Below are 15,391 nucleotides of genomic sequence, written 5' to 3' on the forward strand. Positions count from 1 at the left end.
AAACATATATATAATGAAACATCGATTCAGTTTAGGTATTACCATATATCTAATGTTTATTTTTTTAATTTCTTGTTCTGAGCAGGAACAAAATATTCAATTTGATAATCCGGATTTGAATTATGAAGGTAGGATTGAGTATGGGGCGGATGCCGCTGTTTTTTCTTGGTCAGGAACATCTGTTACAATGCAATTTAAAGGAACAGGAGTGTCAGCCTTGTTGCAGGATATGGATACTGCCAATTATTATAATGTAATTCTGGATGGTGAAGTGGTATCTAAAATACATATTGACACCTTGAAACATGCCTATGTATTGGCCTCGGGTTTGCCCAAAGGCAAACATACAATTCAGCTTTTTAAACGAACAGAATGGGATAAAGGTCAAACTCTCTTTTATGGGTTTACAATAGAAAAAGGGGGACGACTATTGCCGTCACCTGCGCCCAAAAAACGGAAAATGGCATTTTATGGTAATTCTATTACTTGTGGATATGGCAACGAAGATTTTACCGGGAAAGATCGTCCGTTTGGATACTTTCAGAATAACTATGAGGCCTATGGTGCTATCACCGCTCGTCATTACAATGCGCAATATCACTGCATTGCTAAAAGTGGAATTGGGATAACGGTTAGCTGGTTTCCAATGATTATGTCAGAGATGTTCGATAGAATAGATGCAACTGATTCAACCTCCGTTTGGGATTTTTCTCAATATACGCCAGATATTGTGGTTGTAAATCTTTTTCAAAATGATTCGTGGATCGTTAATAGGCCTAATTATGAGCAGTTTATTAGTCGATTTGGTACGAAAAAACCCAATGAGGATTTTATCATTAATGCCTATAAAAATTTTATTGCTTCTTTACGAACTAAACATCCTCAATCGTATATTATCTGTGCTTTGGGTAATATGGATGCGACCATAGAAGGTTCCTTGTGGCCTGGTTATATCCAGGCGGCTGTGAACCAATTAAACGATGATCGGATGTATACCTGTTTCTTCCCTTTTAAAAATACAGGAGGGCATCCTAAGGTGGATGAACATCATGCCATGGCAAATCAATTGATTGGCTTTATTGATCAAAATATTGCATGGTAACCGGCTTTGGGTAATGTATGTTTTCAAAAAAAGAAAAATCATTTCAAAATCTATTACGTATTAGAATTGTTGCCAAGCAGCCTGTCGGCTAACTCGTTCCCATTCTTCATAGTGGTATTATCCTTCATAATAAATCGTTGATGAATGGTACTTTTCAATTCTCATAACGAAGTTCTAATTAAACAGCGGTGCATTGGCACCGCTGTTTACATTTTTGTACAATTTGTAAACAAAACATACATTCTTAATTGCTGTGCAAGTGGTAGTTTTGTGACAGTGGAGTTGTAGGGAACTGTAATGATTTAAGATATGATTATGATCAAAAAGAGGTTGATAGTAGCTATGTTTTTGGTGGGAGTATGTTCTTCCATATTAGCTCAGAATTTTTTTCCAAAAAAAGACTTAATGTCTGTTGGGGTTTATTACTATCCTGAACATTGGTCGCCTGATCAGTGGGAGCGAGATGTGAAAAATATTGCTAAACACGGTTTTGAATTTATTCACATGGCAGAATTTGCCTGGGCGCAGATGGAACCAACCGAAAGACAATTTGATTTTTCATGGCTCGATCGAATGGTAGAACTGGCTGAAGCAAATGGTCTTAAAATAATATTGGGAACGCCAACAGCTTGTCCTCCGGTTTGGTTAGGTGAGAAATATCCTGATATTTATATGATGGACGCCAACTATCAGCGAAAAGAGCATGGAACAAGAGCCAATTTATCCTTATCAAATCCTTGGGTAAAGGAATATACAAAGCGCATTGTAACGGCTATGGCCAGGCGCTATGGGAACTGTAAAACGGTAATGGGCTGGCAGATAGATAATGAGCCTGAGGCAAAGGAAGATTATAGTGAAGCAGCTCAACAAGCCTTTCGATTGTGGTTAAAGGATAAGTATGGTTCCGTGGAGATATTAAATGAAGCTTGGGGAACCGCATTTTGGAGTCAGCGCTATGCTTCTATCGATGAGGTTAGGATTCATAATGCCTCCAATGTAGGTTGGTGGGGTGTGAATCCTATTGCTTTGTTGGATTATAAAAGATTTACGGCTGATACACAGGCGGCTTATCTGGATCTGCAGGCGCATGAGTTGCGCAAACATATCGCGAAATATCAATTTGTCACAACAAACTATGTGGCAAAGGGAAGCCAGTCTGATCCTGGAAGAAGCCAGCAAATGGATTTCGCTTCTTTTACTGCTTATCCGAATTATGGAAGTGCTAACTTGGGGGAGTTGGGTTTTCGTTTGGGTGATTATTCTGTATTGATGTTTGCCAATGATTATTACCCATCGCTAAATGGTACGTCAGGCGTTATGGAGCTGCAACCGGGACAGGTAAATTGGGCACAGTATAATGCATTGCTTCAGCCAGGAACTGTGCGTATGTGGTTATGGCATTGTTTTGCCGCTTCCAATTCTTTTGCCTGTACTTATCGTTACCGACAAGTGTTATACGGAGCGGAACAGTATCATCATGGTATTACCTCCACCGATGGGCTTAGTTTGAGTCAGGGAGGCAAGGAATATGTCCAAGTCATACAGGAAATCAAACGTCTGCGTGAATTGTATCAACCTCATTTGACAATGCCGAAAAAATTACAGCAACGAAAAGCAGCTATTTTGTGGTCCTTTGATAATCTGTGGAGTCTGGAACGGCAGAAACAAACTAATCAGTGGAATACATGGAAACATATGCAGCGCTATCAGCAAGTTTTGCATTCCCTGGGAGCTCCTGTTTCTTTTATCTCAGAGCAGGATGATTTTAATGAATATCCCTTTTTAATAGTTCCTGCCTATGAAATGGTTGATGAGGCTTTGGTGGAAAAATGGAAAGCGTATGTACGTCAGGGAGGAAAGCTGATTATTAGTGCACGGACAGGTGCCAAAAATAAAAATGCACATCTGTGGGAAGATAACTTGTCTGGCATTATGAATAGCCTGATTGGAGGTGAGCTTACTTCTTTTGATATGCTGCCTAAAGGAAAAACGGGTAGTATCATGATGAATGGTAAAGCGTATTCCTGGAGTGCATGGGGCGAACATATGAGGCCTTATGAGCATGCCGGAGTCCTGGCTAGTTATGATGATCAGTTCTTTCAGGGGACCGCGTGCGTAATATCCAATGAAATAGGACGTGGAAAAGTGTGGTATTTGGGAGTGGTGTCTTGCGATGGCCTTCTGGAGAGGGATGTGATAAGGAATGCTTATGAACAAAGTAAAGTAGGTGTTGAAAGTTATCCTGAAGGGGTTCTTGTAGGTTATAGAGATGGTTTTATGGTGGCGGTTAACTATTCTTCAGAGGACTATATTTTACAGTATGCAGGTCATTATTTGGTGGGAGATCGCATCCTAAAACCAGCAGATGTGGCTGTGTGGATGGTTGATGAAGGCATATGATCATCATTGGTATTCTGGAAGTGATGGTATTTATCATTTTGATCATATATCAAAAACATAATCGTAGGTACAACCGAATTGTTAAATCTATTTTTGGACTACAATATGATATGATAGTAGTATGGCCAGTGTCAATAATTAGTCTTTGCAAGAAAACTCCAAATACTGCGTTATTCTCATTTTTGAAACAGTCATTTACAATCAGTAAACTCCTTGGTTTCAAAAATATCGAAAGCCTTGTCTTTGAAGCTTTCTTATCAAAGACAGAAAAATCAGTCGTTTTCTTGCAGCCACTAATTAGACAAACAGGAGTACGATTCGTTTGGGTGAGTTTTATATGACAATGTATTAAAATATAAACATATTAAATACAAGCATAATGAAGAAGATATTAAAGAAATGGAGTGTGATCATCGTATGGTTGTGGTGTATGCTTGGGTGGCTTGCTGCGCAGGAGCTTCCTACGACCTTTAAGAATCCTATTCTGGCAGGTTTTCACCCTGATCCTTCTATTTGTAGGGTGGGGGATGATTATTATTTGGTGAATTCAACCTTTGTGTGGTTTCCAGGTTTGCCAATATATCACAGTAAAGATTTGGTGAACTGGAAATTAATAGGGCATGCTATTGATAGGCCTGATCAGGTGAATTTAGATGGTTTGCCTGATAAGTTGGGTCTGTTTGCGCCAACCATACGCTATCATGATGGTCTGTTTTATATTGTTAATACCTGTGTGGGGTGTAAAATGAATTTCTATATAACTGCCAGTAATCCTGCAGGACCGTGGTCTGACCCGATATGGCTAACTGATGCACCGGGTATTGATCCCTCGCTGTATTGGGATGAGGATGGTACTTGTTACTATACGGGCATGACGGGAGTAGAAAAGGAAGAGTGGCCTACGCAAACGGTCGTTTTTAACCAAGAATTAGATTTACAACAACAGAAGTTGGTAGGTGATCGTTATTACTTAACGAATGGACATGCCAATAATGCATCATATACCGAGGGGCCACATATATATAAAGTAAAGGACAAATATCTATTGTTGGTTTCGGAGGGTGGAACAGGACTGTATCATGCATTAACAGCTCATCATAGCGATTCGATCAATGGACCTTATGTTTCTGATTATATCAATCCTGTGATGACCCATCGTCATTTGGGCGAAGATTATCCGTTGCATGCCATTGGGCATGGAGACCTGATACAGACTCAAAATGGCGAGTGGTGGTGTATAATGTTGGGTAAACGTCGCATCCATAAAGAAACCACCTTGGGTAGAGAGACCTTCCTTTCGAAAGTAATCTTTGAAGGTCAAACTCCTATTTTTAACCCCGGTGAAGGAAAGGTGTTAATGGAACAACTACGACCGGATTTACCTTGGACACCTGTGGAAGAAGACGCGACGAGAGATGATTTCCAAGGAGAATCTCTTGGGATGAAATGGTGTACCATCCGTACTCCTCAAGAGACATTTTATAGGGTGGATGAGGGAAAATTACGATTAAGGCTTAGAAAACAGGTGATGGATAGCTTGGTTAACTCATCTGTTTTGTTGCAGCGTGTTCAGCATCATTGCTTTGAGATGACTACTAAAATGAGCTTTCGTACATCCAAACATCATGAGCAAGCAGGTATTACCTTGTATAGAACCAATGAAAACAATTATAAGTTGATGAAAGATGATGAGGGTTTGGTTCTCATAAAGTCTTTTGAAGGAAACAATGAAGTCGTAGAACGGTTGCCATACAAAAGCAAAGAGGTTTATTTGCATGTGGAGGGAAGCGGTTTGAAAGTTCAGTTTAGTATAGGGAAATCGTTGCATAATTTGAAACCCATTGGAGGTATGCAGAGTTTAGTAGTGATTGCTGATGGTCATGGCAATACTCAATTCAATGGGCCTGGGATAGGTATGTATGCAAGTAGTAATGGTAAAGAATCTGATAATTGGGCCATCTTTGATTGGTTTGAGTATAAGGGTTTGTGAGTTCTATATGGCCATTGAAAATTTAATTAAAATCATATGAAACGAGCCATGAGAATAGCTTCACACACAGAGGGATGATTATTTCTGGCGAGTTCCATATGACTTTTGAAAGAAAAATATAAACATATGAAAAAGATAGCTACTTTATTGTTGGTGTTAAGTTCGTTAATAGGTTGGGGACAGAAAGTACAAAATATTGCTTTAACACCTCCTATGGGCTGGAATAGTTGGAATACGTTCGGCACAGAAATTAATGAGCAATTGGTAATGGACATGGCAGATGCATTTGTGGATTTAGGATTGCGTGATGCTGGTTATGAATATCTAGTGCTGGATGATGGTTGGATGGCCAAAGAAAGGGATGAGGATAATAACCTGGTGGCCGATCCGAATAAATTCCCCAATGGGATGAAGAAAGTGGTTGATTATGTACATGCTCGAAGACTGAAGTTTGGGATTTATAATTGTGCCGGAAACAAAACCTGTGCAGGATACCCCGGTAGTCGAAGCTTTGAATATCAAGATGCCAAAAGATATGCACAATGGGGTGTTGATTTTTTGAAATATGACTGGTGTAATACCGAAAACCTGAATGCCAAAGGTGCATACGAAACGATGCGTGATGCTTTGTATGCAACAGGACGACCTATTTTATTCAGTATTTGTGAATGGGGCGATCATGAGCCCTGGAAATGGGGCGAAGAAATGGGGCATATGTGGCGTGTGACGGGCGATATTATTAATTGTTGGGATTGTACGGTTGGTCATGGAACATGGTCGTCTCTTGGCGTGTGGCCTATTGTTAAATTACGAAAAGATATCCGTCAATATGCCGGTCCTGGCCATTGGAATGATTTTGATATGATGGAAGTGGGCAATGGTATGTCGGCTGCAGAAGATCGTGTGCACTTTAGCCTGTGGGCAATGCTAGCCTCACCTTTAATCATGGGTAATGATCTGCGTTCTGCAGCACAGGAAACGATTGAGATATTAACGAATGAAGAAGTAATTGCTGTTAATCAGGACTCTTTAGGTATACAGGCCTATTGTCATTCAGATGAGGGAGATATGGAGATATGGGCTAAACCTCTAGCCAATGGTGAGTGGGCATTGGCTTTTGTGAATATGGCTAAGAAAGATATTCAAATTAATTACGATTGGAATAAGCACCCTGTTAAAGATGATTTGTCGAGCAGGGCACTGGAACTAAATAAGAATATCTATAAAATACGTGATTTGTACCATCATAAGGATTTGGGTAACACCCAGTCATTTTTAAAATCAAATATTAAAGGACATGATGTGTTAATGCTTCGTCTTGAGCCAAATAATAAGTAAGTTTGTTAGAGGGCAAAGTGAATTGTATTGCTTAGTTGATGCTATTATGAATAAATTTATTCTTACGCTCACCATATCATTGATGTTGCTTTTGGAGGTAGCTGGACAACAGCAGTATTCATTTTTACAGGTGAATAGTGCTGATGGCTTGGTGAGTAACCGAATTACCTGTATACATAAAGGATCGAGAGGTTTTATATGGATAGGGACAAAGGCAGGTTTAAGCAGATATGATGGTGTGCGGGTCGTTAATTATAAACACGATTCAAATGATTCTACTTCATTGCCCAATAATTATATCATAAAAATTCAGGAAGACGCCAGCGGTAACTTGTTGATTCAAACAGGAACTGCTTTTTTTGTTTATAATATTCACAAGGAAAAATTTTGCCTGGATATCAATAAATATTTGGGTATTAAGCCGGGAGCACTTTATATAGAAGGGATTTATTGTGATCGTAATAAGGAAATTTGGATAAAGACATACCATCAACGCTATTACCAGAAATGGAATAGAGATAAGCATGTACTGGAGGATAAGTTCCAATCAACAATAAAGGAAGAGACGCCATTGATAGATTTTAAACATGCCAACAATGCCTATTATTATCTGTTTAGTGATGGCCGTATTGAGTGCTATGACGAGCTTACATTTGATCTTTTATTTACAAACGATTTTTTATTGGGTAAAGCGGAAGGAGGAAGCTTGACACCAGGCATCTTTGTTGATAAAGAGAATGATATTTGGTTTTATGGTAATAACAATGGTGTTTTTCATTATAATTCATTGTCCGGAGAATGGACTAATTACAGTAAGAATAAAGGAAATAGAGGCTTAAGCAGTGATATTATTTATGAGGTAATACAAGATGATAAGGGCTTAATGTGGGTAGCTACAGATCATGGAGGAATCAATATCATCAATAAATACTCTGGTGAAATTGTGAAGCTGAAACATCAATCAGATAACGACAAAAGCATAGCAGGTAATTCTGTTACCGATTTGTATGTTGATGATAACCATATTATTTGGGCAGCAACCAATAAAAACGGTGTGAGTTATTATCACGAGAGTATCCATAAGTTTCAGCATTACAGAAACCTTTTGTCGGATAGTAATAGTTTGCCTTTTAATGATGTAAATTGTTTCCTGGAGGATAAAATTGGTAACTTATGGATTGGAACCAACGGAGGAGGGCTGGTTTATTATAACAGAGCATTAAATACTTATAAGACTTACAAATACAATAAGTATGATACTTTATCTTTAAGTAGCAATGTGGTGATGAGCCTCTTTATTGATGGTCAGGAAAATCTCTGGATTGGAACATATGCCGGTGGTGTCAACCGCTTTGATGGGCATCATTTTAAAAGATATCAATTTAAAACGCATTGGAATAGCGGATTAATGAATGATAATATTTGGTCTATTATTGAAGATAAGGATCATCAGATTTGGATAGGTACCAATGGTGGAGGAATAGAGATTTACGATAAAGATAAGGACCTTTTTTATCCATTGCATAATAATGGACAGTTCAATATACCTACTAAGTATATTGCCGATTTACATCAGCTAGCCAATGGAAATGTGTTAGTAGGAACTGCCTATGGTGCTTTTTTGTATGATACCAAGGAACAGCGCTATAAAAGGATTCCTGGGCTTAACGAGGGCTTGAGCTTTGTCAATAAAGTGGTCAATGCAGTCTTTGAAGATTCAAGAGGATTATATTGGTTGGCTACGAATGAAGGGTTGATCGTTGTTGATCCGCATTCGTCTTATGTTAAGGCGTTTACACGAGAGGATGGATTGCCGGAGCATATTATGAACTGTATTGTGGAAGATGAGTTTCAAACGATTTGGGTTAGTAAATCAACTGGTCTGAGTCAAATAATTGTCCATAAATCCTCCCGGGATAAGGAATATAATTTTCATATCTATCATTTTACAGAGGCAGATGGTCTTCAAGCCAATGAGTTTAATCCTAATGCGGGCTATAAAACAAAGAATAACGAATTGCTTTTTGGAGGAGTAAATGGTTTCAACTTGTTTAAATCAAAGAATATCAAGAGTAATAAAGCCTTGTGTAAAGTCATGCTCACTGGTTTGCAGGTGTATAATCAAAATGTTTTGCCAGATCATATCATCAGGAATGTAAAACTACTGGATGAGTCTATTACCACGACAAAGCAAATTGTATTAAAGCATTCCATGAATGTGTTTTCTATTGATTTTGCAGCGTTGAACTACTTTATACCTGAAAAGATTAATTATAAATACAAGCTTGAAGGGTTTAATGAGGAATGGTTAACCTTGAATAATGTGCAGCCTAGGGTGAGCTATACGAATTTAAATGCAGGTGAATATGTATTTAAAGTAAAAGCATCCAACAATGATGGTGTATGGGGGGATGATTATACGTCGCTAAAGATTAGTGTATTGCCTCCTTTTTATGCAACGCCGATCGCTTATGTTATGTACGGCCTCTTCTTCTTTCTTATACTGATTTATTATCGTTTTTCAGCATTAAGTAAAGAACGTCTGAAGTTCTCGATTGAACAGGAACGCTTATTGTCCAAAAAAAATCATGAAATGGATGAAATGAAATTGCGATTCTTAACCAATGTAAGTCATGAATTCAGAACCCCCTTGACGCTTATCTTAACTCCTCTTCATAAATTGTTGGCGCAAGATAATTCAATGGCCAATCGAAAATTATTGGAGGTCATAGACCGGAATGCTCATCACTTGCTTAGACTTGTGAATCAGTTACTGGACTTTAGAAAACTGGAACTCCATGGAATGCGTTATAACCCTTCGTATGGAGATATTGTTAGCTTCTTGCATGGTGTAATTGGTAATTTTCAAGAAGCTTTTGAGAAAAAGAATATTGATTTTCAGTTTCTTCATGACAAGGATTCTTTTATGTTTAATTTTGATAGTGATAAACTGCAGAAGGTTATCATGAATTTATTGTCCAATGCATTAAAGTTTACGCCACCTAAAGGTATGGTAAAGCTTAAGCTGAATGTGGATCAACAGTTAAATATGGTTTGTATTCTCATCAAAGACAATGGTATTGGAATTAGGAAAGAGGATATGGATAAGATATTCGAACGTTTTTATCAATCGGCATATAATCAAAAACTGGGTTTGTCCGGAAGTGGAATTGGACTCAACCTTGCCAAAGAAATGGTGCTGCTCCATAAAGGAACCATTGCGGTTGAAAGTACGGAAGGCGAAGGGGCTGCATTTACCGTGCGTTTACCTGTTGAAATTAGCCAAGATAACGAAGAAAATGTAATGAGTAAAAGTGAGCAGCACGCACTGGACTCAGAAAAGAATGTAAGTATAAAGGGAAAGCCTTTGGTACTCCTGGTAGAGGATAATGATGATTTTAGAACATTTATGAGAGATGCCCTCTATGATCAGTTTACGGTATTGGAAGCCGCTGATGGTGAGATTGGCTATGAAATGGTGCAACAAAAAATGCCTGATTTAATTATCAGCGATGTGATGATGCCCAATAAAGATGGTCTTGACCTATGCCGAATGCTTAGAGCGGATATCAAAACATCACATATTCCGATGATATTGTTGACTGCCCGAACAGCCGATGAAGACAAAATTAGAGGATTGGAATATGGAGCAGATGACTATATTACCAAGCCGTTTAATATGGAATTGTTGATATTGAGAATTAATAGCTTGCTTCAAAAAAGAAGTGAGATGCAAAAAGAATTTCAAAAAACAATTGAAATAAATCCCAGCGAGGTTCATATTACTTCAATGGATGAGAAGTTAATGAAAAAAGCCATTGAACTGGTTGAAGAAAATATAGCAGAACCTGATTTTAGTGTGATAGAATTTAGTAAAAAGTTAGGGATGAGTCGGGTTCATTTGTATAAAAAGCTAACCGCAATTACCGGAAAGTCTCCCGTTGAATTTATCCGTATTATCCGTTTAAAACGCGGTGCGCAACTGTTGGAGAAGAGTCAAATGAGCATCGCAGAGGTGGCCTATGCCGTTGGTTTTAACAGCCCACGTTATTTTAGTAAATACTTCAAAGAAGAGTACGGAATGTTACCCACCGCTTATGTAAAAGCACACGCTGTACCTTCACACAATAAGAAATAAACGCAAGTACTGAGCGTTTACTTTTCGGATTAAACTCGCCTTTTAACATATTAGCACCCTTCAGAAACATTATAGACAGCTGAGATATACTGCCCATGCTTACTTTTGAATTGTTTATAAAACAAGAGGAATTCTACAAGGAGGTAGAATGATTGGATAGATGTTCATCAACAGTGATGAGAATGTTGAAATTACTCATATAAATATATTTAAAATGAAATTTAAAGTATTGGTTTTATTGTGTCTGTTTTTCTTTTACAAACAAGGTTTTTCGCAAGACCCTCATTTTTACATTTATCTATGTTTTGGGCAGTCCAATATGGAAGGTCAGGGTCGTATCGAAGAGCAAGATAGTGTGGCCAATAGTCGATTTAAAGTGATGCAAGCTATCGATTGTTCCAACTTAAATAGAGAAAAGGCAAAATGGTATCCTGCAGTAGCCCCCTTATGCCAATGCTATTCGGGATTGTCGCCAGTTGATTATTTTGGCCGAACCATGCTGGATAATTTGCCTCATGATATTACCATTGGTGTTATTAATGTGGCCATTGGAGGCTGTGATATCAGGTTGTTTGATAAGGATATTTACATGAATTATGACAGTACCTATACCGATCAGTGGTTTGTTGAAAAGGTGCAGGCTTATGGTGGGAATCCTTATCATCATCTGATATCGCTGGCGAGACAAGCGCAAGGTGATGGTGTTATTAAGGGAATTCTTCTTCATCAAGGTGAAACAAACACAGGCGATACTCAATGGCCTTGGTATGTAAAAAAGATATATAATGATATGTTGAAAGATTTACATTTAAAAGCCAAACAAGTGCCACTATTGGCAGGTGAAGTGGTTCACCAGGAACAACATGGTAGCTGTGCAAGTATGAACGAAATTATAGCCACCTTACCTGAGGTGGTTAAAACCGCCCATGTGGTTTCGTCGCGAGGATGTACAGCAAAAGCGGATAGTGTGCATTTTAATGTCGAAGGTTATCGGGTTTTAGGTAATAGATATGCTGAAAAGATGTTGCAATTGAAGGGTGCTAAACATAAGTAAAATGATCGTATGAGAGTATTTTTAGCTTGTTACATTGTGCTATTCATCTTGGCTGGTTGTAAAACAAAGCAAGAAGAACATAGCGAAAACAAAAATTGTTCGATCTCCTGATAGCTATGAAAGGTGAAGGCGTTTTGTTTGGTCACCAAGATACCTATGCTTATGGTATCAGTTGGAATGATGTTCCTGGTGAATCTGATGTGAAGCGCGTGGCAGGTGATTATCCGGCGCTGTTTGGATGGGAATTGGGAGGCATTGAAAAAGGAGCAAGCGCTAATCTGGATAATGTATTATTTGAGAATATTAGAAAATATGCAGTGAAGGCCTTCCGGCAGGGTGGAGTGAATACCTTTAGCTGGCATCCTTTCTCTGTTATAGATAGAGCCGATTCGTGGAGTACAGAAAAGCATGTGGTGGAAAAGATAATTCCGGGAGGAATTTATCATGAGGCTTTTAAAAGAGATCTGGATATGTTGGCTTATTTTTTCAGCCTCTAGTATGTCTCAAAAGCTTGGCTGGACCATCGGTGGTTCTGTTACTTTATGGCTGTTGGCTTTTTATGGTTTTGAGGCCAATGTGGAACAATCAGCGCATACCATTCAGGGTATTAAATACATGATGAGTTTTGTGCCTGGTGCAGCCGCTCTTCTGTCTGGTTTGGCCATCATGTTTTATCCGTTGAGCGACCAAAAAGTAGAAGGCATTATAAATGATTTAGAGTTGAGAAGTAAATAGTGATAATCCCTAAAAATCTAACATGAAGAATATTACTGTATTTGTATTTTGTTTATGCCTATTTAATGGTTGTGTACAGCAAGGCGAAGGTTCTATGTCTGTATTGGAAATTAATAAGGGTTGGACTTACCAAGAAGTGGATGGAACACATACCGGTAATGCAACGGTTCCGGGAACCATTCATACCGACTTACTTCATAATGGTCAGATTGAAGATCCATTTTATAGAACCAATGAAAAGGACTTGCAATGGATTGATAAGAAAGACTGGATTTATAAAACCACTTTTGATGTGGATATAGAAACGCTTCGTAAGGATGTTTCTGTGCTGAATTTTAAAGGCTTGGATACTTATGCCGATGTGTATTTGAACGGAAAGCTAGTATTAAAGGCGAATAATATGCACCGAACATGGTCGGTGGAGGTGAAAGACTTTCTAAAGGAAGGGAAGAATCAGCTTAAGGTATACCTGCATTCGCCCATTAAAAAAGGATTAGAGCTGTATGATCAGTCGGCTTATGCCTATCCTGCAAATAATGATCAGTCAGAAAATGGAGGCCTGGGAGAAAAGAAAATTTCCGTGTTTACCCGAAAAGCGGGTTATCACTATGGTTGGGATTGGGGGCCCCGCTTTGTTACCTCCGGTATTTGGCGAAAAGTGGAACTGAGAAGTTGGAGTAGGGTAAATATTGAGTCTGTTTTTATACGGCAACCGGTAGTTACTTCTGAATTGGCCAAATTGCTTGTGGAGACAAATATAAAAGTACTTAAAGAAACTGAGGCAGAAGTAAGTATAAGCTATGAAAACGGAGATGTTATTGCTGCCAATACAAAGGTGGTGTTAAAAAATGGCCTTAATAAGGTTGTTATTCCTTTTGAAATATTGCATCCTAACCTGTGGTGGAGTAATGGATTGGGAGATCCTAATATGTATGATTTCCAGGTGCAGGTAAAAGTAAAGGAAGGTGCTGTTTCTACACAGAAAGTATCTGTTGGCCTGCGCTCTGTCAAATTAGTCAGAGAACCAGATAAGGACGGAGAATCTTTTTTGTTTGAGCTAAATGGAGTCCGGGTTTTTGCAAAAGGGGCCAATTATATTCCCAATGATTCTTTTTTACCCAGGGTGACACCAAAGGATTATGACAAGGTGGTGGATGATGCCGTTCAGGCCCACATGAATATGTTGCGCGTATGGGGAGGAGGAATATATGAAGATGACTATTTTTATGATTTATGTGACCGTAATGGAATCATGGTTTGGCAGGATTTTATGTTTGCTTGTTCCATGTATCCCGGAAACGATGCTATGTTGCAGAATATTAAACAGGAGGCTATCGATAATGTCACCAGACTTCGTAATCATCCGTCTATCGTTTTGTGGTGTGGTAATAATGAAATTAATACGGCTTGGCATTATTATAGTGCAGGAGGATGGGGCTGGAAAGAGCGTTATACAAAGGAGCAGCAACAAGAAATGAATCACGCATATATCGATATTTTTCATGGTGTTTTACCTGAGGTTGTAGAAGATTTGACTGAACTTGATTACTGGCCTTCTTCTCCGCAAGCAGGGTATGAACCCCAGAATCATGCCAGCTATGAATCAACATCGGGTGATACCCATTATTGGGGTGTGTGGCATGCTTTACATCGTTTTGAGGATTTTGATAAATATAAATCGCGCTTTATGAGCGAATATGGTTTTCAGTCTTTTCCTGATTTTAAGTCGGTACAATCTTATGCAATTCCTGCAGATTACGATATTGAATCAGATGTGATGACTGCTCATCAACGCAGTGGTATCGGTAATCTTCGTATTAAAAGCTATTTGAGTTGGTATTATCAAGTGCCGGATGACTTTGAGGAATTTTTATATTTGAGTCAAGTACTTCAGGCAAAGGGAATTGGAATGGCTATTGAAGCGCATCGCAGAGCAATGCCCTACTGTATGGGATCCTTGTACTGGCAAATCAATGATTGCTGGCCCGTTGCCAGCTGGAGTAGTACAGATTACTATCATAAGTGGAAAGCAGCGCATTATGCAGTTAAAAAGGCCTTTGAGCCAGTACTTATTAGTGCTGTTAATAAATCGGATTCAGTGGCTGTTTATGTGGTTTCTGATTTACAAAGTGATGTTGAAGCAACACTCAATATACAATGTATGGATATGGATGGGCATGTGCTGTATGAGAAAAATAATAATATTGTTATTCAAGAGAATACAAGTGCATTGTTACTATCATTAGATACCAAAGAAATCAAGAATTTTAATAAGGAGTCGTGTTTCTTCGTTTTTAGGTTGGAGAGTCATGGAGAAATGATCACTTCCAGATTGCATTACTTGGTACATACTAAGGATTTAAGACTCAATGTGCCTCAAATAGAGCTTTCTATTGAAGAAGCACAGGGGGAAACCTACTTAAATGTGAAATCCAATACCCTAGTTCGTAATTTATATTTATATGATGATCAGTCGGCCTTTGTTTTGGACGATAATTATTTCGATCTCTTGCCGGGTGAAGTGCAGCGTATCAGGGTTTTAAGGCATAATAATCCACTGGATGTGGAAGGAGTTAACTTTAGGTACATAAGGCGTTAACAAATTAACACACTATTTCACATAGAGCAACATAT

General features: G+C 38.6%; 9 protein-coding genes. All 9 read left to right on the forward strand.

Annotated features, from left to right (window positions below; all coding sequences use genetic code 11):
- Window positions 1-13 precede the first annotated feature (13 nt).
- The 9 genes from CYTFE_RS0123810 (at window position 14) to CYTFE_RS28010 (ending at window position 15,356) form a co-directional block, all read left to right on the forward strand.
- Complete coding sequence (locus tag CYTFE_RS0123810; RefSeq protein WP_027473869.1) at window positions 14-1,102, forward strand: SGNH/GDSL hydrolase family protein; 1,089 nt, start codon at window positions 14-16, stop codon at window positions 1,100-1,102.
- Between the two features lie 315 nt (window positions 1,103-1,417).
- A complete protein-coding gene (locus CYTFE_RS0123815) occupies window positions 1,418-3,502 on the forward strand; it encodes a beta-galactosidase (RefSeq protein ID WP_052343407.1) in 2,085 nt (694 codons plus the stop codon).
- Between the two features lie 379 nt (window positions 3,503-3,881).
- Window positions 3,882-5,492 (forward strand): glycoside hydrolase family 43 protein, encoded by a 1,611-nt coding sequence (locus CYTFE_RS0123825; RefSeq protein WP_027473872.1) that lies wholly within the window; start codon window positions 3,882-3,884, stop codon window positions 5,490-5,492.
- A gap of 126 nt (window positions 5,493-5,618) precedes the next feature.
- Complete coding sequence (locus tag CYTFE_RS0123830; RefSeq protein WP_027473873.1) at window positions 5,619-6,830, forward strand: glycoside hydrolase family 27 protein; 1,212 nt, start codon at window positions 5,619-5,621, stop codon at window positions 6,828-6,830.
- Window positions 6,831-6,876: 46 nt separating this feature from the next.
- Window positions 6,877-10,968, forward strand: coding sequence for a hybrid sensor histidine kinase/response regulator transcription factor (locus tag CYTFE_RS0123835; protein WP_027473874.1), 4,092 nt, complete (start codon window positions 6,877-6,879; stop codon window positions 10,966-10,968).
- Window positions 10,969-11,182: 214 nt separating this feature from the next.
- The gene (locus tag CYTFE_RS0123840) at window positions 11,183-12,022 is read left to right on the forward strand and encodes a sialate O-acetylesterase (RefSeq protein WP_027473875.1); all 840 of its coding nucleotides are present in this window, start codon (window positions 11,183-11,185) and stop codon (window positions 12,020-12,022) included.
- Between the two features lie 95 nt (window positions 12,023-12,117).
- Window positions 12,118-12,519, forward strand: a complete 402-nt coding sequence (locus tag CYTFE_RS0123845) for a glycosyl hydrolase (protein WP_211238198.1) — start codon at window positions 12,118-12,120, stop codon at window positions 12,517-12,519.
- A gap of 1 nt (window position 12,520) precedes the next feature.
- Window positions 12,521-12,757: an MFS transporter gene (locus CYTFE_RS0123850; RefSeq protein ID WP_027473877.1), complete on the forward strand. Its 237-nt coding sequence runs from the start codon at window positions 12,521-12,523 to the stop codon at window positions 12,755-12,757.
- A 22-nt stretch (window positions 12,758-12,779) separates the two neighbouring features.
- Entirely contained in the window at window positions 12,780-15,356 is a 2,577-nt protein-coding gene (locus tag CYTFE_RS28010; RefSeq protein ID WP_052343409.1) for a glycoside hydrolase family 2 protein, read from the forward strand.
- The last annotated feature ends 35 nt before the right edge of the window (window positions 15,357-15,391 follow it).

The organism is Saccharicrinis fermentans DSM 9555 = JCM 21142, assembly GCF_000517085.1.
In the GTDB taxonomy this organism is placed as follows: Bacteria; Bacteroidota; Bacteroidia; order Bacteroidales; family Marinilabiliaceae; genus Saccharicrinis; species Saccharicrinis fermentans.